The following is a 20,521-nucleotide window of genomic DNA, read 5'->3' as shown; positions in this document are numbered from 1 at the left end:
GGTCAGTCCTCGGCGCTGGGCGCGACCCGCACCTTGATGTTCTTCATCAGGGGCTGGTTGCTCTGCTTGCTGTAGTCGCTCGCGGCGATCAGGACGTTCATCTCGGGCATGTACCCGGCGGCGCAGCCCCTGGGCATGCTGTACTCGATCGCCGTGTACCGCTCGAGGTGGCGTGTGCTGCCGTCGCGGGCGGTGGCGGTGATGTCGACGAGGCTGTCGGGCCTGATGCCGCGAGCGCGCATGTCGTCGCCGTTCATGAGGATGAGGGTGCGCAGGTTGCTGATGCCGCGGTAGCGGTCGTCGTCCGAGTAGATGGTGGTGTTCCACTGGTCGTGGCTGCGCATGGTCTGGAGGATGAGCACGTCGTCCTGGGGCGGCGCCTCGGGCAGCGGCGCGGCGGAGAACTCGGCGCGGCCGGACGGGGTGAGGAAGACCAGTTCCCGGGCGGGCTGTTTGATGCGGAAGCCCAGCGGGAGCCGCACCCTGCGGTTGAAGTCCTCGAAGCCGTCCAGGACCTTCGCCATGGTGTCACGGACGCGGTCGTAGTCCTCGACGTACGACTCCCAGGGCGTGGTGCTCTCCGGGAGGGTGGCCCGCGCCATGCCGACGATGATGGCGGGCTCGGACAGCAGGTGCGGGGAGGCGGGCTTCTTCATGCCGACCGACAGGTGCACCATGCTCATCGAGTCCTCGACGGAGACGGACTGGAGGCCGCGCCGCTGGTGGTCCTTCTCGGTGCGGCCGAGGCAGGGCAGGATCAGCGCCTTCCTGCCGTGCACGAGGTGGCTGCGGTTGAGCTTGGTGCTGACGTGCACGGTGAGTTCGCAGTTCCGCAGGCCCTGGGAGGTGTACGCGGTGTCCGGCGCGGCGAGCACGAAGTTGCCGCCCATGCCGACGAAGACCTTCACCCGGCCCCGGTTCATGGCCTCGATGGTGTCGACCGTGTCCATGCCGTGCTCGCGCGGCGGGTCGATGCGGCAGACGTCGGCGAGCCGGTCCAGGAACTCGGGCCGGGGCCGGTGGTCGATGCCGCAGGTGCGGTTGCCCTGGACGTTGCTGTGCCCGCGCACCGGCGAGGGGCCCGCGCCCTCCCGGCCGAGGTTGCCGCGCAGCAGCAGGACGTTGACGATCTCGCGGACGGTGTCGACGCCGTGCTCGTGCTGGGTGAGGCCGAGGCACCAGCTGATCAGCGTGCGGTCGGAGCGGGAGTAAATCTTGGCGGCCTTGAGGATGTCGTCCCTGGTGAGGCCGGACTGCTCCTCCAGTTCCTCCCAGGAGGTGGCCTCGCACAGCTCACGGTAGGCCTCGAAGCCGTGCGTGTGGCGCTCGATGAACTCCTTGTCGAGCGCCTTGGGGTCGCTGCGGCTCTCCTCCAGGACCGCCTTGGCGATGCCCCGCAGCAGGGCCATGTCGCCGCCCGCGCGGACCTGGAGGTTGAGGGTGCTGGTGCGGGTGGCCTTGAACAGGGCCATGTCGGTGAACTCGTGCGGCACGATCGTGCTGGTGGCCGCCGCCTCCACCAGGGGGTTCACATGGACGATCTGGGCGCCCCGCCGGTAGGCCTCGGCGAGCGCGGTGAGCATGCGGGGGGCGTTGGAGGCGGCGTTGACACCCATGATGAACAGGGCGTCGGCGGTCTCCCAGTCCTTGAGGTCGGCGGTTCCCTTGCCGGTGCCGAGGGCCGCCGTCAGGGCCCGGCCGGAGGCCTCGTGGCACATGTTGGAGCAGTCGGGCAGGTTGTTGGTGCCGAACTCGCGGGCCATCAGCTGGTAGAGGAAGGTCGCCTCGTTGCTGAGCCGGCCCGAGGTGTAGAAGGCGGCCTCGTCGGGGCTGTCCAGGGCGCGCAGTTCGCGGCCGACGAGGGCGAAGGCGTCCTGCCAGGTGATGGGGACGTACCGGTCGCTGGTCTCGTCGTAGACGAGGGGCTCGGTCAGCCGGCCCTGGTCCTCCAGGGCGAAGTCGGACCACTCGGACAGCTCGGAGACGGTGTGCCGGGCGAAGAAGTCGGCGCCGACCCGCTTGGACGTCATCTCCCAGGTGACGTGCTTGATGCCGTTCTCGCAGATGTCGAGCTTGAGGCCCTTGGTGTCGTCGGGCCAGGCACAGCCCGGGCAGTCGAAGCCGCCGTTCTCGTGGTTCATCTTGAGGATGGCCCGCGGCCCGTCGAACAGCGCCCGTTCCTTGATCAGCACCCGGCTCACGCTCTTGGCGGCGCCCCAGCCGGCCGCCGGGTGGTGGTAGGAGCGGTGGGACGGCCGCTTGTCACCGGCCGGGCCGTCGCCGCCGGTGGCCGAGCGGCCGACCGCGCCGTCCTGCGGGTTCGGCGTCGGGTCAACATCGGATGCGGTCATGTCGTGCGCTCTCTCTGTCGAAAGGGTCCGTGCCTCGGGGGGTGACGTCGAGACGGGGGGCTCGGAAGGCTCAGAGCCGCAGCGGGACGGCGGCCGGGCGGGACGGTGCGCGGAGCCAGGTGGCCGCCAGCGCCGCGGTGACGAGCAGGGCCGGTACGAGCGGGGCGCCGGGGCGCAGCCAGCGGTAGGCCGCGCCGTCGACGGCCGCCCCGGCGATCAGCGCGGCCACGATGCCGACGCTGCGGGCCTGGAGGCGTCCCCGGGTGGCGAACGCCGTGACGGTGGAGGTGAGCAGGCCCGTCAGGTAGGCGGTGGTGATCTCGCCGCCGGCGGTGACCCGGACGCTGCCGTTCTGGCAGCCCATGGCGACGGCCGTGAGGAACAGCAGCAGGGTGCGGGCCGCACCGTGCGGTGCCATGTGCCAGCCCAGCCAGCCGCAGACCACCAGCCACAGCAGCAGGGCCTCCAGGAGCAGTCCGCCCCGGATGCCCGCGCCGCGGACCCGGCCCCGGCCGGCCGCCACCAGGCCGCCGGCCGCCGCCCCGACGACATAGCCGAGCAGGGCTACGGCGACGAGGCGGGCGGCGGCGAGGTGGGCATTCCCCAAGTGAAGCCCGAGCAGTGCGGAGTTCGCGGTCACGACGCTCGTGAAGACGCCGCCCAGGGCGAGGAACCCGAAGGCGTTCGCCGCTCCGGCCGCGAGGGTGAGCAGGTGCCGGGTGGCTCCGCTCCGCCCGGGCCACGGGGACTGGGCGGGACTGGGCGTGGTCACTTGGCGAGGAAGTCCAGCAGGGCGGTGTTGACTTCCTCCGGGTGGGTCCAGGCGATGTTGTGCGGGCCGCCCTCGACCGTCACGAACGTCAGGTCGTCGATCAGCCCGGGCAGCCGCTTGGCCGTGTTCTGGTACGGCAGGATGCGGTCCGCGTCCCCGTGCACCAGCAGCGTCGGCACATCGATCTTCGGCAGGTCCTCACGGAAATCCGTCAGCCACGTGTCGACGCACGCGTAGGCCGCCCACGCCGACGCCGCCACCGCCACGTTGAAACTGTTCTGCCACGCCTGATCGCTGATCCGCGTCCCGGCGTACATGTCGACGTTGTAGAAATTGTCGAGGAAGTCCTTGAAATACGCCGGACGGTCCTTCAGCACCGCCGCCTTGATCCCCTCGAACACCGACGCGTCGACGCCCTCGGGATTGTCGTCGGTCTTCAGCAGGAACGGCGGAATCGCGCCCAGCAGCGCCGCCTTCGCCACCCGCTCCGACCCGTACCGGCCCAGATACCGGGTCACCTCACCCGTCCCCATCGAGAACCCGACGAGGACGACGTCCCGCAGGTCCAGGTGCTCCAGCAGCACCTTCAGGTCCGCCGCGAAGGTGTCGTAGTCGTAGCCCACCGTCGGCTGACTCGACCGGCCGAACCCCCGCCGGTCGTACGTGATCACGCGGTACCCCGCCTCCAGCAGCACCCGCTCCTGCTTCTCCCACGAATGCCCGTTCAGCGGATACCCGTGGATCAGCACCACCGGACGGCCACTGCCGTGATCCTCGTAATACAGCTCGATCGCCTCGGAGTTCTCCCGACCCACCGTCACAAAACCCATGACACACACCTTTCGTCGAATCTCTCCTGCTGAGCCTTGCAGCCGTTCGGCCGTGCCGCATCACATGAACGTGCGAGAACGCTCGGGACACGGCCGGCGGTTCAGCCTTCCTCGACGCATTCCTTGAGGAACGCGTCGATGTCGATCTCTTCCTGTCCCCGGGGGACGAGCCGTTCCGTGGCCCGCAGGAAGTCGCGCACCGGCGCCCGGCGCACCTCGATGAGCGCGGCGCCGGACGGCGGCGTCAGGGTGATACGCGTGTTCTTCCCGGCCGGACCGCCGTCCGGCGCGATGTGGATGTCGCCCGCCCCCACGGGGAAGTACAGGCCGTCGGCGAGCAGGTCCCGGGCGAAGTTCCAGGTCACCTGGCGCTGGTGCGGGAGGCAGAAGGAGACGCGTACCGCGCACGGGTCGTACCGGTCGTAGTCGAAGTGCGCCCGGACGGGTATCCGGAGCGTGCCGGCGGGGGCCAGCCACACCCAGATGTCGTGGCGTACCGTGTCGGAGGGGCCGGCGACGGGGCTCCGGTCGGCCGCGCGTGCCGCGTGCTCACGATGCTGATCCATGGTCTGCTCCGTTCGCTCTGCTGACGACCATGGGACCAGCCTGTCGTTCGGCGCAGAGGGCAGGCATCCGTCATTTGACGTCATGGTGAGGAATTGCTGCTCCGGACGGCCACGTACGTCGGTCATCAGATTCCTCTTGGAAAGTCGATTCCCGTGGGAAAGGTGCGGTGAAAAGCCGGCTCAGTAGCCGGTGTGCGGCTGGACAGGAATGACGGCGCACACGGTGGTGCCCTCCCCGGACGCGTGCCGCACACTGAGGGACCCGTCCAGTACGGCGACCCGGTCGGCCATGGCCGCCAAGGGTGACGAGTCCCATGCCTCGCCGGGCGCGGCACCGTCGTCCGCCACCGTGACCACCAGGTCCAGGTCCAGCTCGGCCACCACCTGGACCCTGCTGGCCCGGGCGCCGTGCACCGCCCTGCTGAGCGCCTCCCTGACCAGGAAGTACGCGTGCATCTCCACCGCGTGCGGCAGCCGCTCCCGAAGATTGCCGGAGACGCCGACGGGTACCGGCCACTGCCCCGCCAGTACGGTGAGCGCGGCCGGAAGCCCGCGGAGCCTGAGCACGCCCGGATACAGCTCGGCCGTGACGTCCCTGACGTGGCTCAGCGCCTGCTCGGCGTCCTGGATGGCGCCGTCGAGCAGCTCGGCCGCCGACGACGGCACGCGCTCGCCGCCCAGGTGCTCCCTGGCCAGGTTCAGACCGAGCAGTGCCGAGGCCAGACGTTCCTGGGCGCCGTGCTGAAGCGAGCCAGCGACACGGTGGTGCCGGTCGGCGTCGTGCCGCGCGGCGAGTGTCCGCGGTGGTCCCTCCTCCTTGGGTTCCCGGCGGACAGCGGGTCTGCCGGTCCCCGTGCGGAAGATGTACACGGCGGCGGCGCCGCCCGGCCGGGTCAGGGGGACGAGGGACCACTCGACCGGGAGGAGTGAACCGTCCGCGTGGGTGAGCGTGCCGCGGTGGCAGGGGGCCGGATCGGGGACGGCGCGGCTGTGCGACCGCCCGTAAGCGTGTTCGGCCGGTCTGCCGTCGGTGCCCAGCAGATCGGAGGGACGCTCGTAGCCCATGAACTCGGCAGCCGGTGGATTGGCGTAGGACACCCGGTGATCGCTGTCCACCGCCCAGGCCGGCTGCTGAATGACGTCAAGGATGCTTCCCAGGTCATCGGCGACTGACGTCATCGCACTGCCCCTTCCCATAGGGATTCGAGAACGTGCCTCGATCACGGCGCCGAAACATCAGGCACTGCCCGCGACCGCGGTCCCGCCACCCGTCCCCACTGTCGGTCACGCCCGCCGCCCGGCTGATTCATCGCGCCCGGCTTCTTCGCCGCTGATGACACGACTGTCGCAATCGGCGGCACCCGAAGGCATCCGTCATTTGACGTTAGAAAGAATCCGGCCAGGTCAGGGCGTGTTTTTTCGGCCGTTTCAAGGGCGCTCGAGAGACTCGCCGGCCTGCACCGAAAAAGGTGCATACGGCATATACCGCCTCGCTCAGCCGGACAGGGCGTCACGCAAGGCCGCCCGGGACGTGATGCCGAGCTTGGGGAAGATGCGGTAGAGATGGGAGCCGACGGTGCGCGGCGAGAGGAACAGCCGCTCGCCGATCTGCTTGTTGGTCAGGCCCTCCGCCGCCAGCAGGGCGATCTCGGTCTCCTGCGCGGTCAGCCCCGCTGCCGCGGCGGCCGGGACGGCGGGGTTCGGCCGTGCCTGGCCGGCGGCCCGCAGTTCGGCCGCGGTCCGCGCGGTCCAGGGAGCCGCGCCCAGCTCCTCGAAGATCTCCAGGGCCGCGTTCAGGTGCAGGCGCGCCTCGATGGGCGCCCGGGCCCGTCGCAGGCGTTCCCCGTACAGCAGACGCACGCGCGCGTAGTCGAACGGCCAGTCCCGGGCGCCGGGGCCGCCGATGGCCTCCTCGAACAGCGCCGGTGCCTCGGCGTCGGACGCCACGAGGGCACGGGCGGCCAGGGTGAGCATGCCCAGGCGAGGCGACACGTCCCACAGGGTGGCCTCGCACATGGCACGTGCGTGGGCCTCGGCCTGCTCGCGCCGGTTGGTGCGCAGGGCGGCCTCGACGAGGTCCAGTGCCACCCACAGGGCGTGCGGGGTGTACGGGGCGAGTGTGCCCGCCGGACTGAGGTCGCAGGCGTGGTGGAACGCGGCCTCGAAGTCCCCGCGGCCGATCGCGCCCAGGGTTCTGGCGTGGTGGGCGAAGCGGGCCGCGCCGTACGCCCGGCGCTGGGTGGTCACGCGGGTCAGTTCGTCGGCCCACTGGTGCATCACGGCGTCCTCGCCGCGCACCGCGGCGAGCAGTGCCTCGTGAAAGAGGAAGTAGTAGCTGATGAAGTCGTAGCCGTGCGCCTTGGACAGCGCCAGACCCTCGTCGGCGAGGCGCTGGCCCTCCTCCCAGCGGCCGGTGGCGAAGTCGTCCAGGCACAGATGCATCAGGCAGGCCAGGCTGCTACGGACGGTGCCGCCCGCCCGGCCGCTCTCGATCAGCCGCCAGGCGCTGGCCCGGCAGCCGCCCAGCAGGTCCATGTAGACGGCCGAGGTGTTGACCCGGACGAGACTGGCGGGATCGGACTCGGTGCTCTGGCGGTCGATGAGCGCGGCCAGCCGCCGCCGGGTCTCGGCCGTGGCCCGGGCCGTGTCCGGGAACGCCTTGCTCATCAGCAGGATGATCTCCGGCGGTTCCGGGACCAGCCGGTCGATCGCGTCGAACAACGGTGTCCAGAACTCCTCGCGGCCGGCCCACCAGCAGATGAGCAGGAGGGTGTACAGCGCGTCGGTCAGGTCGGTGTTGGTGGCGTCGTACCCGTGGTCGCCGTTCTCGATGGCGGAGACGACCAAGCGGTGCGCGGTGTCGACGATGCCGTCCCCGTTGACCAGGACGAAGGCGGCGGCCGCGGCGGCGTGCAGGGAACCGCCGAGGCCGGGATCGAAGGCGCGGGCCTGGTCGAGCAGGCGGGACGCGCTGCCCAGCTCACCGGTGACGTCGGCGCCCAGATAGGCGGCCTCGGCGAGGCGCCGGCCGCGGTCGACGCCCTCGGGGCTGAGGTGGGCGGCGCGGGTGAGGGCGGCGATCGCGCCAGTCGCGTCCCCGCGGTGCAGTTTGCGGCGGGCCGCCTCCTCGAGGAGGGCTGCGACCGCCTCGTCGGGTTCCACGGACGACTCGGCCAGGTGCCAGGCCCGGCGCTCCGTGTCACGTCCGAAGAAGTCGGCGAGCCTGCGGTGCGCCCGCCGCCGGTCCACGTTCGTCGAGGACTCCACCACCGCGGAGCGCACCAGCGGGTGCCGGAACAGGAGACGGCCCGCCGTCTCGTCGATCTCGATCAGCTTCGCGGTCTCCGCCGGGCCGAGCGCGGTGGTCCCGCTGACCGCGGTCGCGGTGCGCCGTAGCAGCCCCAGGTCCCCGCTGCCCTCCAGCGCCGCCATCAGCAGCGCGTCCCGGGTGAGCCCGGGCAGCTGTTTGATGCGTGAGGCGAAGAGCGCTTCGATGCCCTCGGTGAGCGGCAGTACCTCGGGAAGCGCTTCGCGGGCCGACAGCTGGGTCGGGCCGAGTGCCTCGGCGAGTTCCAGCAGCGCGAGGGGATTGCCCCTGGCCTCGGTGAGAATCCGCCGCCGCACCCGCAAGGCCATCTCGGGGAAGGCGGTGCGCAGCAGTTCGTCGGCGGCTTCGGCGTCGACCGGCTCCACGTGCAACGCGGGCAGGCCGCTGGGGTCGAAGTAACTGTCCTCGCCGGTCCGGGAGGCCGCGAGCAGTCCGATCCGGCTGCCCTCGAGACGGTGCGCGAGGTGTTCGAGCACGATCGTGGTCGGCCGGTCGATCCAGGGCAGGTCGTCGACGACGAGCAGCAGCGGCCGCTGCTCGGCCTCGTGCCGCAGCACGTCCAGGCAGGCCCCGGCGATCACCGTGCGGTCGGGCACCCGGCCCGACAACAGACCCAGCGCCACCATGAGGGCGTTGCGCTCGTCCTCGCCGAGGTGGGCGAAGCCCGCGGTGAGGGGCAGCAGGAGCTGGTTGAGGACCGCGTAGCTGACATCGGCTTCGAACTGCACGCCCGTGGCACGGATGACCCGGGCCCCGGCGGCCTCCGCGCCGGCCACCGCCGCGTCCAGCAGGACGCTCTTGCCGACGCCCGCTTCCCCGCTCAGCAGCAGGACGGCGCCCTCCCGGCGGGCGCGGGAGGAGAAGGCATCGAGCGCTCGCAGCTCCGCGTCACGGCCGAACAGCCGCGTACCCGACGCATTCTGATCCGTCATGGAGTACCTCTGGCAGCAGCATGCTGCATATGCCTGGCCTGTAGTTAGTTGGCTGTGTTTGTCACGCCAGAGGCTATGTCTTAGGTAAGACTAAGTCCAGTTGATCCCAGTAACTTACTCACTTCAGTGGACCTCGCCGGGGTGGACGGCAAAAGAGCGAGGGGCGGACCCATCGTCGGCCCCCTCGCCCTTCGGTGCGCTATGTCAGGCGCCGGCCGGGTGCACGGTCAGCAGGTCGGCCAGGTCGATGCGGGTGAGGAACTGGCGGCGGATGCGGTCGGCGACCTCCGAGACCTCCTCGGAGCCGTCGTTCGCCGGGTCGATGTGGACGCGGTAGGGACGCTCGCCCTCGGGCAGGGCCACGATGCGGGCGATCTCGTCGGAGACCAGCGACGCCTCGGCTCCCTCGGGGGCGAGCGCCGCGAGCTTCTGGGAGACCTGCTGGAGCAGGCCCGGGTACTTGGTCTCGTACTCCGCCTCCACGGCACCGTCGGCCGGGTGGCCGGAGTGGGCGAAGTGGTTGGTGCCGCTGGTGAAGGAGCCGGGCACCACGATGGAGGTCTCGACGCCCCAGCGGGCCAGCTCGCCGGCGTAGCTGACGGCGAGGGAGTCCATCGCGGCCTTCGCGGCGAAGTAGGGGGCGAGGTAGGGCGGGGTGCCGCCCTTGACGCTGGAGCTGGAGACCCAGACGACCAGGCCCCGGCCGGCCTTGCGCAGGTGCGGCAGCACGGCACGGTTGACCCGCTGCGTGGACAGCACGTTGATGTCGTAGAGCTGCGCGAACTGCTCCGGCGTGAAGGCCTCGGCGGGCCCGGTGACCATGTGGCCGGCGTTGTGGATCAGGACGTCGATACGGCCGTGCTCCCCGATCACCTGCTTGACCGCCGTGTCGACCGAGTCGTCGGAATTGACGTCCAGTTCGATGGAGCGCAGGTCGACACCGTGCTCCTTGGCGTAGTCGGCGGCGGCCTGCACCTGCGGCGCGTTGCGGCCCGCGGTCTCGCGCATACCGGCGTAGACGGTGTTGCCGGCGTCGGCGAGGGCGCGGGCGGTGAGCGCGCCGAAGCCGCTGGAGGCACCGGTGATGACGACGATGTTGCTCATGGGAATCTCCTTGCCGCGTAAGCGGGTCGGTGGCTAAGGGAGTGAGGGTGGGAGAAGTGCGACGCGTGCGGTCGGGCCGGCGCGGTCCTGACGCCGTCCGGCGGGCTCGGCCGCGGACCGCGTCGGGCGGGCGGGGCGCCGGTGGTCAGATGATGCCGCCGTTGGCGTAGATGGTCTGGCCGTTGATCCAGCGCGCCGGACCGGCCAGGAAGACGATGGCCTCGGCGATGTCGTCGGGGGTGCCGATCCGCTCCAGCGGAGCCGCCTTCGCGAGATTGTCGAGCGCCGCCTGGTCCTTGCCCTCCAGGAACAGCGGGGTGGCGGTGGGGCCCGGGGAGACCGCGTTGACGGTGATGTCCTTGCCGCGCATCTCACGGGCGAGCACCAGGGTCATCGCCTCGACCGCGCCCTTGCTCGCGGCGTAGGCGCCGTAGGTGGGGAACTGGAGCCGGGTGAGGGACGAGGAGACGTTGATGAGGGCACCGCCCCGGCGCAGCCGCCGGGCCGCCTGCTGGGAGACGACGAAGGTGCCGCGGATGTTGGTGCGGTGCATGCGGTCCAGGTCGTCCAGGTTGAGCGTGGCGATGGGCGACAGCAGCATGATGCCGGCCGTGTTGACGACGACGTCGACGCCGCCGAACTCCGCCTCGGTGGCGTCGAAGGCCGCGGCCATGGCCTCCTCGTCGGCCACGTCACCGCTGACGGCGATGGCCTTGCCGCCCTGGGCCTTGATGGCCGCCACCGCCTCGTCCGCCTTGGCCTTGTTGCCCACGTAGTGGACGGCGACGGCGTAGCCGTCCTGGGCGAGACGGTTGGTCACGGCGAGGCCGATGCCGCCGGTGCCGCCGGTGACCAGCGCGACGCGGGTGTTGGTGTCCGTCATGATGACCAGTCCTTCGAGTGATGTGACAGGTGCTCGGCACGTGGGGAGTCGCGCACACCGTCATCGCCGTTGACGCCTTGACGTGATCGACGATAACACGACCTGAGAGCATCGACAACACATTCCTGTGAGCATCGATGACAACGCCGAGCGGAGGGGATGGGATTCCGAGCGACCGGAGCCGCCCCCGGAACACCGACAAGTCTTCCGTCAGCACTTTCCGGCCACCATCGGGCAGGCCGGGCAACGGGAATATGGCTCGCCATGCGCCGCCGTGGGGTTCACCCGACAGCGGGACGGCACGAGCGGAAGGGCATCAGCGGAATGCGTGACGCATGACTTTCAGGAAAGCACAAGGAGTCACCACTGTCGCGCGACGCGGGCCGTGGGCGGTGGGGTGCCGGTCGGGCGCCGGTTCAGTCCGTGGCGGCCGACTCCGGGAGCCGCAGCAGCGCCCGCTCGCTCGGCGAGCCCGGATCGGCCTGATAGACGAACAGGTGCTGCCCGGGGGCACCGTCGACGTCGAAGATCTGGTAGCTCAGGGTGAGATCACCGACGAGCGGGTGGTGCAGGCGCTTGACGTCGCTCGCCTTGTCCCGCACGTCGAAACGGCTCCACAACCGCTGGAACTCGGGGTCCGCGGACAGCTCCTCCACCAGCTCGGCCAGGCGCAGACGGCCCGCCGGGACACCCGCCGTCGCCCGCAGCCAGGCGACGCCGGCCTCGGCGATCAGCTGCCAGTCCCGGTAGAAGGTGCGCGCGGCGGCCTGGTCGAGGAAGGTGAACCGCACGAGGTTGCCGTAGGGAAGGACCGGCGCGTACAGGGCACGCCCCAGGGCGTTGCCGGCCAGGACGTCGAGGCAGGACCCGAGGACCAGGGCCGGGGTGGCGTGCCACGCGTCGATCAGGCGCATGACGTGCGGGGAGACCTCGGCGTCCGGTGGCGCCGGCCGGTCCTGGTCCCGGACCAGGCCGCGCATGTACCGCGCGGCGTCGGGGTTCAGCCGGAGAGCGTGGGCGAGGGCCTGGAGCACCTGGTCGGAGGGGTACTTCTCCCGGGCCTGTTCCAGGCGGGCGTAGTAACCCTCGCTGAGGCCGGCGAGCCGGGCGACCTCCTCCTGCTTGAGGCCGGGAGTCCGGCGTGGGGCGTCGTCCGGCAGCCCCGCCTCCCGGGGCGAGACCGCCGCCCTGCGGGCGCGCAGGAAGCGGCCGAGCTGGTTGACGCTGTCCATGCGCACCAGGCTACTCGGACGAAGCATGACCCGTCGGGGAAAAGGCGGGCGGGGTGATATCGCCCGTCGGTCCAGGCGATGTTGTGCGGGCCGCCCTCGACCGTCACGAACGTCAGGTCCTCGATCAGCCCGGGCAGCCGCTTGGCCGTGTGGAAATTGTCGAGAAAGTCCTTGAAATACGCCGGACGGTCCTTCAGCACCGCCGCCTTGATCCCCTCGAACACCGACGCGTCCACACCCTCGGGATTGTCGTCGGTCTTCAGCAGAAACGGCGGAATCGCGCCCAGCAGCGCCGCCTTCGACACCCGCTCCGACCCGTACCGGCCCAGATACCGGGTCACCTCACCCGTCCCCATGGAGAACCCCACGAGGACGACGTCCCGCAGGTCCAGGTGCTCCAGCGGTACCGTTCTCCCGACCCACCGTCACAAAACCCATCACGGGCACCCTTACTCGCAGGAATTCTGCCTCGCATGATTCAGCCGGTTTCCCGGCCCGCGCATCGCATGAACAAGTGAATTTCGCAGGCTTTCACCGAAGACGCACCGGAAGTGCGGGCACCCCTGTCTCATTCTTCGGGCAATCGGTTGCCCCTGCGGCCCAGCTGTGGTCACCGTGGAGTCATATCAACCCGGACATTCCGGGCGACAGGAAGAATACGACGCCACCGGCCGCCCGGCCCAGGAGGTCTCCCGACATGACAAGCGAGCAGTCCTTCGCCTTCGACGCGGAGGGCAGATCGGTCCGGCCGGAGAACAGAGGGCGGCCGGACGGACTCGGGCACGAGCCCGCCCACCTTTTCCTCGGCGAACTGCTCGACCGGGCGGGCTGCGACGCGTCCTCCGTGCTCCAACTCGACGTGTGGCGGGACAGGTTGTACACCCACGTCGCCGTCGCGGGAACCGCGCCCACCGCCGCGTTCGCGCGCGTCCAGGCCGCGTACACCCGCTCGGCCTTCGAGCACGCCGCGGCCGGAATGGAGCTGTACGACTCGGAGTTGAGGGTGCTGCGCAGCAACGCGGCGGCCCTGCGCATCCGCGGTCGTACCGCCGCCCAGGTGCTGCACCGCGGCGCGGCCGACCTGGACGCCAGTCTGCCGACGAGCCGTCTGCTGCGGGAGGTCGTCCAGGGACCGGACCAGGTGGCCGAACGCTTCGTCAGCGTGCCGACCAAGGGCGCCGGACACCGCGTCTACCGGGTCACCGCCCTGAGCCTGCGCGACGGCGGCACGGTCGTCGGGGCCGCCACGTTCATCCACGACGTGACCGGCGAGGCCCGCTCGCGCGCCACGGAACGACTGCTGTCGGCGGCCCACCGCCGGATCGGTACGACGCTCAGCGAGGCCCGCACCAGCCAGGAGCTGGCCTCCACCCTCACCCGGGACTTCGCCGACGCCGTGTCGGTCGACCTGGTCGACGGCATACTCCATGGGGCGGAGCCACCCGGCGCCCCGCTGGACGCCTCGACTCCCCTGCGCCGTACGGCCTTCGAGGCCCCCGGCGGCCTGGAGGGCGTGTACGCCGTCGGCGAGCCCAGCCACTTCCTCTTCCCCACCCCCTACACCCAGGTGCTCGCCGACCTGGCTCCCCGGCTGGTCGATCCCTCCGGAGCGCTCTCCGACTGGCTCATGCACGACGCGGCCCGCGCGGGTGCGCTGCGCGCGGCCCGCATCCACTCCATGATCGTCGCCCCGCTGCTGCACCAGGACCGCGTGCTGGGCCTGGCGTGCTTCTACCGGGGCCCACGGCACCCCGTCCCCTTCGACGCGCAGGATCTCGCGCTGGTCGAGCAGGTCACGGCCAAGGCGTCGGCGCACATCGAGAACGCGCGCAGATTCACGCGCGAGCACACCACGGCGGTGACCCTGCAACGACGGCTGCTGCCACGGTCCCTGCCGGAGGTGACGGCGATGACCACGGCACACTTCTGGCTGCCGGAACCCCGGCGGACCGCGTGGTTCGACGTCCTGCCGCTGTCCAGCGCCCGGGTCGCCCTGGTCATCGGGGAGGTGCCGGAGCAGGGCCTGGACGCCTCGGTGGACATGGGCCTGCTGCGGACGGCGGTGACCACGCTCGCGGGCCTGGAACTGCCGCCGGAGGAGATCCTCGCGCACCTGGACGACGTCGTACCGCGCCTGGGCCTCGCGGGCACGGCCGGCGTCGCCCCGGACGCGCACGCCCGGACCGAGAACGAGCGGGCCCGCTGCCAGTACGGCGTCTACGACCCCGTCACCGGCGACCTCGCCGTGGCCTCCGCGGGCTGGCCCGACCCGCTGGTGACCGCGCCGGACGGCACGGTGCGCGAGCTGCCGGTACCCCCGGGCCCGGCACTGGGCAGCGGGGTCGGTTACGAGGCCGCCCGGACCCGGCTCGCCCCCGGCAGCGTGCTGACCCTCTACTCCGCCTCGCTCCTGCGGGAGCCTCCCTGCGACGAGCCCGCCGTCCGGCTCCGGCGCGCGGTGGCCGCCGCGCCGGGCGACGCGCAGGGCACCTGCGACACCGTCGTGTACCGGATGATGGGCGGATCGCGCGAGCGGGGCGCGGCGGTGCTCACCGCGGCCACGCACCGGCTCGCCGAGGACTGCGTCGCCGCCTGGACGGGGGCGCGGGACCCGGCCGGCGTGGCCGCCTGCCGGCGGTGGGTCCGTGAGCGGCTGGCCGGGTGGGGGCTGGCCGCTCAGTCCTTCGCGACCGAGACCATCGTGAGCGAACTGGTCACCAATGTGCTCCGGCACGCCTCCGGGGAGCCGGGCGTACGACTGATCAAGGACGGCGGCCTCACCGTGGAGGTCTCCGACCATTCCGCCACGGCGCCGCACCTCCGGCACGCCAGGGCCCAGGACGAGAACGGCCGGGGCCTGCTGATCGCCGCCGCACTGGCCCGGCGCTGGGGCACCCGGTACTCGGGCGACGGCAAGACCATCTGGGTGGAGCAGGACATGACTGCCCCCGATGTCATATAACTGCCATGCCTGACATGATTGGCGCCCACCACACCATGGACCCAATTCAAGAGCCACGGATTAGGATGCCGTCATGAGTGAACCACTGCGAGCGGTACTCGGAGAAGACCAGGCGATCGTCCGCGAGGGTATCGCGACCATCCTGCGCAGCGCCGGCATCACCGTGGTCGCGGCGGTGGACAACGCGGTGGACCTGGTCCGCGTCACCAAGGAACAGCGGCCCGACGTCGTGATCACCGACATTCAGATGCCGCCCAATCTGAACGCCGACGGCCTTCAGGCGGCACAGGAGATCCGCGCCGCGCAGCCGGAGACCGCCGTCATCGTCCTCTCCCAGTTCCTGGACGCCTCCTACGCCCTGGACCTGGTCGGCGACGACCCGAGCGGCGTGGGCTATCTCCTCAAGGAGAAGGTCGCCAGCCCGCAGGTCCTGACCGACGCCGTGGAGCGGGTGGTCGCCGGCGGGTCCGCTCTCGACCCCGATGTCATCTCCACCCTTGTCGGACGCAAACGCAAGCAGGATCCGCTGGCGGCGCTGACGCCGAAGGAGAAGGAGGTCCTGGCACTGATGGCCGAGGGCCACTCCAACACCGGCATCGCGCGCAAGCTCGTGGTGACCGTGCCGGCGGTGGAGCGCCATGTGACGGGCATCTTCATGAAGCTCGGCCTCAGCCAGGCCGGTTCCAACCAGCACCGCCGGGTGCTGGCCGTCCTGCGGTACCTGAAGCAGTAGGTGCGATCCGGGGGGCGGCGGGCTCAGGCGGTCGCGCCGAAGATCCCCTTGAGGTCGGCGTCGAACAGCCGGTCCTTGGCGATGAAGGACTCGATCCCCGCCTGCCGCAGTTCGTCCGCGGACCAGAACGACTGCTCGGTGGAGGTCAGCACGATCCGTGGCGGCTGATCCTCCGCCCGGAGCATACGGGCGACGGCCACCCCGTCGTGATCCGGCAGATGCAGGTCCAGCAGAAGACCATCGGGCCGGTGTTCACGTACCGCCGCCAGGGCCGAAGCGCCGTCCTCCGACTCGGCGACGACGTGCATACCGCGCGCCGTCAGCAGCGTCTTCGCGATGCGACGGAACCCAGGGTCGTCATCGACGACCACGATGTTGACGGACATGTTTCTCAGGATGCCCGGGATCGCGACCGACAGGCCATAGGGGCAGCCCCACGATTTGCTGCTCATTCCGGTACGGGAATCTCCGCGCGCACCGAGGTGCCCCGGCCCGGCGGCGAGTCGATGACGAGGACGCCGTCGAAGGTGTCGACACGGTCGCCGAGACCGGTCAGGCCGCTGCTGACGGCGTTCTTCGGGATCCCGCCGATCCCGTCGTCGGCCACTTCGATGCGCAGCGCATCCTTCAGCTCGATGGAAATACGGATATGTGTGGCCTCCGCATGTTTCACGGCATTGGTCAGTGCCTCGGCGATGACGAAGTACGCGTTCGACTCCACCTCGGCGGGCAGGCGGCGCGGATACTCCCCCTCCACGGTCGTCGGCACCGCGCAGCGCTCGGCCAGTGACTCCACGGCCGCCATCAGGCCCTTGGCCTGGAGAACCGAGGGATAGACGCCGTAGGCCAGCTCGCGCAGCTCGTCGATCGCGGTCTGCGCGTCGGCGATCGCCTGGTCGAGGAGGCCGACGGCCCCGGTGGCGGAGTCCGGCACCAGATCGCGGGTCAGACGCAGCCCGATCAGCAGGCTGACCAGCCGTTGCTGCGCGCCGTCGTGCAGGTCGCGGGCCGTCTGCCGGCGTACCGACTCGATGCTCTGCATGATCCGCCGCTGCGCTGCACGCGACTCGTCCGCCCGGATGCGGGCCGCGTCCCGTTCCCGCCGGGCCCGCTCCAGTTCGCGGTTCTCCGTGGCGTCGAAGAAGGAGTAGACCACCCCGCGCCCGTCCGGCAGATCGATGGGGGCGGCCCACCAGGAGGCGGGGAAGAAGGAACCGTCCCGCCGCTGGAACCACTCGTCGTTGCCGTGTGCCGGCACCCCCGTGCTCGCAGGGCGGAGCATCTGGCACTCGGAGGCGGGGAAGGGCGTGCCGTCCGGACGGTAGGGGTGCAGGGTCTCGTGGCTGGACAGGCCCACCAGCTCGTCGGCGTCGTCGTAGCCGAGCGCCGCCACACCGGCCGGGTTGGTGTAGAGGATGTTCCCCCGGTGGTCGACGACCCAGACGACCTGCGAGACGCTGTCCAGGATGGCGGGCAGGACCATGCGGATCGATTGCACTCTGGAACTCCTCTTGCTCAACCGCCGCGGAAATTGTGAGACACGCACATCGACGACGGCTACGAGACCAGGTGGCGTCATGCTATCCAGGCGCCGGCTCCTGGGCGGTGACGGCAACGATGCCCTGCCTGCGTTACGGCGAATGGGCTGACAGACATGACGAGCCGACGGACGGCATGAGGGCGCGCACCACGCGGAATGCCGTCCGCCGACTCACGATCGCCGAGGCCGGGACACCCCCCCACGTGGCGCCACGGCAACTCAGCGAAACGACGGAACGGCCCGGACGGGGGGGACCGGGTCGTTCCGCCGTTGTGAGAAGCATACGACTGATAGCCACTTGCTGAGTGTACGTGATGGGTCCACCCATATCTTCGGTAGTTAAGTCATGTGTTTTGCAAATGCTGGATGATGTCTGTTGGACTGCATCCGCCAGGGGGTCATGGGGATGTCCCCAGGCGCGGTAGCCGACGCCCATGGGGTCTGCTCCATCGCGGCACCAGGGCCCACGAGGGAATCTGGAGTCCGTCGCGTCAGCCGCGCGAAGGCGTCCGGCCACCGGAGCGTTCCCAGGCCCGGTGGCCGGACGTGACCAGAGAAGCGCAAGGGATCGAAGGTGTGTTGAACCATGGCAACTGAACGCGCGCTCCTGGCGGGCGGATGCTTCTGGGGCGCCCAGGAACTTCTGCGGGAACTTCCCGGCGTCCTCCGTACGCGGGTCGGATACACCGGTGGCGACACTCCGCACGCGACCTACCGCGACCACGGCGACCACGCGGAGGCGGTGGAGATCATTTTCAATCCGCAGCGCCTGCCGTACCGCGAGCTTCTGGAGTTCTTCTTCCAGTTCCACGACCCGACCACGCGCAACCGGCAGGGCAACGACATCGGACGCAGTTACCGCTCGGCGATCTTCTACACGAACGACGAGCAGCGGCGCACCGCGCTGCGGACCATCGCCGACATCGACGCCTCCGGCCGCTGGCCGGGCAAGGTGGTGACGGAGGTGGAGCCGGCGGGCCCCTTCTGGTCCGCCGAAGAGGAGCACCAGGACTACCTGCGCAAGCATCCCGGCGGGTACACCTGCCACTGGGTACGCCCGGAATGGCGGCTTCCCTCCGCGCAGCAGCACGAACAGCGGCCAGGAGCGGCCTGACCCCCCTGTCGGCCGCGGGCCCCGGCATCACGTGGGTGGGGCTCCGCGGCTGGTCACCGGGCACTCGTGAGGGATGGGAAGGGTGCCCGGTGACACCCCCTCGTATCCCTCACGTCTTCCCGCCCCTCGAAGGAGAGATCAGACATGACGGAGTCCCGCCCCCCGTTCCCGCCGTTCGACAGGGAAAGCGCATGGGCCAAGGTGCAGGCCGCCGAGGACGCGTGGAACACCCGAAATCCGCACAAGGTCGCTCTCGCCTACACGACGGACTCGGTCTGGCGCAATCGTGACGAGTTCATCAGAGGGCGGACGGCGATCACCGAGTTCCTCACCGCCAAGTGGGAACGGGAACTCGACTACGTGCCGCGCAAGAGTCTCTGGGCGTACGACGACCATCGCATAGCCGTGCGCTTCCAGTACGAGTGGCACGACCGGGCGGGTCAGTGGTTCCGCAGCTACGGCAACGAGCTGTGGGAGTTCGACGACCACGGACTGATGCGCAGGCACGAGGCCAGCATCAACGACGTGGAGATCAACGAGTCCGGTCGGCGCTTCTTCGGCCCCCGGTCGGCCGCCGAGCACGGGCCCGAGCACGACTTCCCCCTGCACTAGGGCGCCGGAGGCAGGCCGGCTTCAAGCGACCGCGCCTCCTCACCACCACGCACACGACTGGAGAGAGACCCTCATGCCTGGCCGCACACCGAGAATTCCGTGGACCTTGGTGGTGTTCGGCATCTTCGCCGCATGGCTCGCGGTGATCTGTTACTTCATCGAGCGGCAGACCACACACACGGCCCCCCGCGGGGCAGCGACCTCGGCCCAGTTGCTGACCGAGGCGGAGAACGCCGTCCGGGCACATGACCCCGCCGCGTTCGAGCGGCTGTTCCGCAGCGACACCGTGGGTCCCGACTACGCGCGCGGATACCTCGACGAGCTGTTCGCGTATCCGGTCAGCGGGCTGAACCTCACCACCCTGGACAGGCAGGACACGCGTTTCCTGGTGTTACGGGCGGCTTCGACGGACCGCTCCGTGTGTTCCGCCTGGGTGGTCCAGCAGGACGGCAGCCGGAGCGTTCTGACCGCCGTACCACCACTGGCCGATCCGTGCGGGCTGCCGTCAGAGCAGAATCCGCCCTTCGCCACTGTAAATGTTCATGGAGTCACCGCGCAGAAAGCCGACGAGCGTCATACCGGCCTCGTCGGCGAGGTCACACGCCAGTGACGAGGGGGCGGAAACCGCCGCGAGAACCGGGATGCCGGCCATGACGGCCTTCTGCACCAGTTCGAACGAGGCCCGCCCCGACACCATCAGCACGGACCGGGACAGCGGCAACAGGCCCTTCTGGAACGCCCGTCCGACCAGTTTGTCGACCGCGTTGTGGCGGCCGACGTCCTCCTGGAGATCCAGCAGGGTGCCCTGTTCGTCGAAGAGCCCGGCCGCGTGCAGTCCACCGGTCCGGGAGAACACCTTCTGCCCTTCCCGCAGGCTCTCCGGCAGGGAGGCCAGCAGCTGGGGGGACAGGGCGAGGGAGGGGTCGTCGGCCAACGGCCAGCGCGCGGTGGTCCGTACGGCGTCGAGGCTCGCCTTGCCGCACAGACCACAGGAGGAGGTGGTGTAGAAGTTGCGTTGCAGCGTGAACCGGTCGGGCGCGACCCCTTCCGCCGTCCGTACGTCGACCACGTTGTACGTGTTGCGTCCGTCCTCGGTGGCACCCGCACAGTAGGTAATGGTCCGGAGGTCCCCGACCGAGCCGAGCACACCCTCGCTGACGAGGAACCCGGCCGCCAGCGCGAAGTCGTCGCCGGGCGTGCGCATCGTGATGGCCAGCGCCTCCCCGTTCAACCGGATCTCCAGCGGTTCTTCGGCGGCCACCGTGTCCGCCCGCGCCGAGACGTTCCCCTGGCGCACCCTGACGACCTTGCGGCCGACCGCTGCTCTTCCCATCGATGACGTCCTCACCGTGTCCGGATGGCTTGTCGCACGCACTGGGCCGTGCTCCTGTGAGGTCCGCGCGGAGTGAGACAGCGGGCGTTCGGCGCTTACGCGCGTACCTGCCGGACTGGTTACCGCCGGTCTTTTCGGCCGGAGAGGTCGTGGCGTAAGAAGCCTGCCGCACGACCGCCTGCCTCACCCTGCGAGGGATCGCTCCCCTGGGCCTCCCCCGTGGAGCACG

17 protein-coding genes and 1 pseudogene are annotated in these 20,521 nt (G+C 70.3%); 5 read left to right on the top strand and 13 right to left on the bottom strand.

The features are described from left to right. Positions 1-2: 2 nt before the first annotated feature. The 10 genes and pseudogenes from ACZ4WH_RS29115 to ACZ4WH_RS29070 all read right to left on the bottom strand — a co-directional run. The gene (locus ACZ4WH_RS29115) at positions 3-2,351 is read right to left on the bottom strand and encodes an FdhF/YdeP family oxidoreductase (RefSeq protein ID WP_468186043.1); all 2,349 of its coding nucleotides are present in this window, start codon (positions 2,349-2,351) and stop codon (positions 3-5) included. Between the two features lie 70 nt (positions 2,352-2,421). After that, entirely contained in the window at positions 2,422-3,123 is a 702-nt protein-coding gene (locus tag ACZ4WH_RS29110; protein ID WP_468186041.1) for a YoaK family protein, read from the bottom strand. Beyond that, positions 3,120-3,953, bottom strand: a complete 834-nt coding sequence (locus tag ACZ4WH_RS29105; protein WP_468186038.1) for an alpha/beta fold hydrolase — start codon at positions 3,951-3,953, stop codon at positions 3,120-3,122. The genes ACZ4WH_RS29110 and ACZ4WH_RS29105 overlap by 4 nt, the downstream gene beginning before the upstream one ends. A 101-nt stretch (positions 3,954-4,054) precedes the next feature. Beyond that, a complete protein-coding gene (locus tag ACZ4WH_RS29100) occupies positions 4,055-4,519 on the bottom strand; it encodes an SsgA family sporulation/cell division regulator (RefSeq protein WP_468186035.1) in 465 nt (154 codons plus the stop codon). Positions 4,520-4,699: 180 nt separating this feature from the next. Continuing rightward, complete coding sequence (locus ACZ4WH_RS29095) at positions 4,700-5,698, bottom strand: sensor histidine kinase (RefSeq protein WP_468186032.1); 999 nt, start codon at positions 5,696-5,698, stop codon at positions 4,700-4,702. 315 nt (positions 5,699-6,013) lie between these two features. Beyond that, positions 6,014-8,779, bottom strand: coding sequence for a helix-turn-helix transcriptional regulator (locus ACZ4WH_RS29090; protein ID WP_468186029.1), 2,766 nt, complete (start codon positions 8,777-8,779; stop codon positions 6,014-6,016). 204 nt (positions 8,780-8,983) lie between these two features. Continuing rightward, positions 8,984-9,883, bottom strand: coding sequence for an SDR family oxidoreductase (locus ACZ4WH_RS29085; RefSeq protein WP_468186026.1), 900 nt, complete (start codon positions 9,881-9,883; stop codon positions 8,984-8,986). Positions 9,884-10,028: 145 nt separating this feature from the next. Then, positions 10,029-10,766 (bottom strand): SDR family oxidoreductase, encoded by a 738-nt coding sequence (locus tag ACZ4WH_RS29080; protein WP_468186024.1) that lies wholly within the window; start codon positions 10,764-10,766, stop codon positions 10,029-10,031. A gap of 416 nt (positions 10,767-11,182) precedes the next feature. Next, positions 11,183-11,998: a helix-turn-helix domain-containing protein gene (locus tag ACZ4WH_RS29075; RefSeq protein ID WP_468186021.1), complete on the bottom strand. Its 816-nt coding sequence runs from the start codon at positions 11,996-11,998 to the stop codon at positions 11,183-11,185. A 149-nt stretch (positions 11,999-12,147) separates the two neighbouring features. Further along, positions 12,148-12,399 (bottom strand): annotated as a pseudogene (locus ACZ4WH_RS29070) (alpha/beta fold hydrolase); the annotation flags it as partial. Between the two features lie 296 nt (positions 12,400-12,695). On the opposite strand from ACZ4WH_RS29070, the gene ACZ4WH_RS29065 reads away from it, so the two are divergent. Together ACZ4WH_RS29065 and ACZ4WH_RS29060 are read left to right on the top strand one after the other, a co-directional pair. After that, complete coding sequence (locus tag ACZ4WH_RS29065; RefSeq protein WP_468186018.1) at positions 12,696-14,960, top strand: ATP-binding SpoIIE family protein phosphatase; 2,265 nt, start codon at positions 12,696-12,698, stop codon at positions 14,958-14,960. Between the two features lie 73 nt (positions 14,961-15,033). Beyond that, positions 15,034-15,693 carry a response regulator transcription factor gene (locus ACZ4WH_RS29060; RefSeq protein WP_468186016.1) on the top strand — a complete coding sequence of 220 codons (660 nt, stop codon included), beginning with the start codon at positions 15,034-15,036 and terminating at the stop codon, positions 15,691-15,693. Between the two features lie 23 nt (positions 15,694-15,716). Here the strand turns inward: ACZ4WH_RS29060 and ACZ4WH_RS29055 are convergent, their stop codons facing one another. After that, positions 15,717-16,145 carry a response regulator gene (locus ACZ4WH_RS29055; protein WP_468186013.1) on the bottom strand — a complete coding sequence of 143 codons (429 nt, stop codon included), beginning with the start codon at positions 16,143-16,145 and terminating at the stop codon, positions 15,717-15,719. Then, positions 16,142-17,191 carry a PAS domain-containing sensor histidine kinase gene (locus ACZ4WH_RS29050; protein WP_468186010.1) on the bottom strand — a complete coding sequence of 350 codons (1,050 nt, stop codon included), beginning with the start codon at positions 17,189-17,191 and terminating at the stop codon, positions 16,142-16,144. Before ACZ4WH_RS29050 ends, ACZ4WH_RS29055 begins: the two co-directional genes overlap by 4 nt. A 628-nt stretch (positions 17,192-17,819) precedes the next feature. Here ACZ4WH_RS29050 and msrA point away from each other — a divergent pair. The 3 genes from msrA to ACZ4WH_RS29035 all read left to right on the top strand — a co-directional run bounded on the left by msrA (position 17,820) and on the right by ACZ4WH_RS29035 (position 19,569). After that, positions 17,820-18,347 (top strand): peptide-methionine (S)-S-oxide reductase MsrA, encoded by a 528-nt coding sequence (gene msrA / locus ACZ4WH_RS29045; RefSeq protein ID WP_468186008.1) that lies wholly within the window; start codon positions 17,820-17,822, stop codon positions 18,345-18,347. A 144-nt stretch (positions 18,348-18,491) separates the two neighbouring features. Further along, positions 18,492-18,959, top strand: coding sequence for a nuclear transport factor 2 family protein (locus ACZ4WH_RS29040; protein WP_468186006.1), 468 nt, complete (start codon positions 18,492-18,494; stop codon positions 18,957-18,959). 73 nt (positions 18,960-19,032) lie between these two features. Then, on the top strand, positions 19,033-19,569 hold the full coding sequence (locus ACZ4WH_RS29035; protein WP_468186003.1) for a hypothetical protein: 537 nt from the start codon (positions 19,033-19,035) through the stop codon (positions 19,567-19,569). Here ACZ4WH_RS29035 and fdhD read toward each other — a convergent pair. Next, the gene (gene fdhD / locus ACZ4WH_RS29030; protein ID WP_468186001.1) at positions 19,465-20,292 is read right to left on the bottom strand and encodes a formate dehydrogenase accessory sulfurtransferase FdhD; all 828 of its coding nucleotides are present in this window, start codon (positions 20,290-20,292) and stop codon (positions 19,465-19,467) included. The two genes, ACZ4WH_RS29035 and fdhD, sit on opposite strands and share 105 nt — an antisense overlap. Positions 20,293-20,521 lie beyond the last annotated feature (229 nt).

It is taken from the genome of Streptomyces sp. NPDC029138 (assembly GCF_055564375.1).
This window is presented reverse-complemented; position numbering and strand designations above follow the sequence as displayed.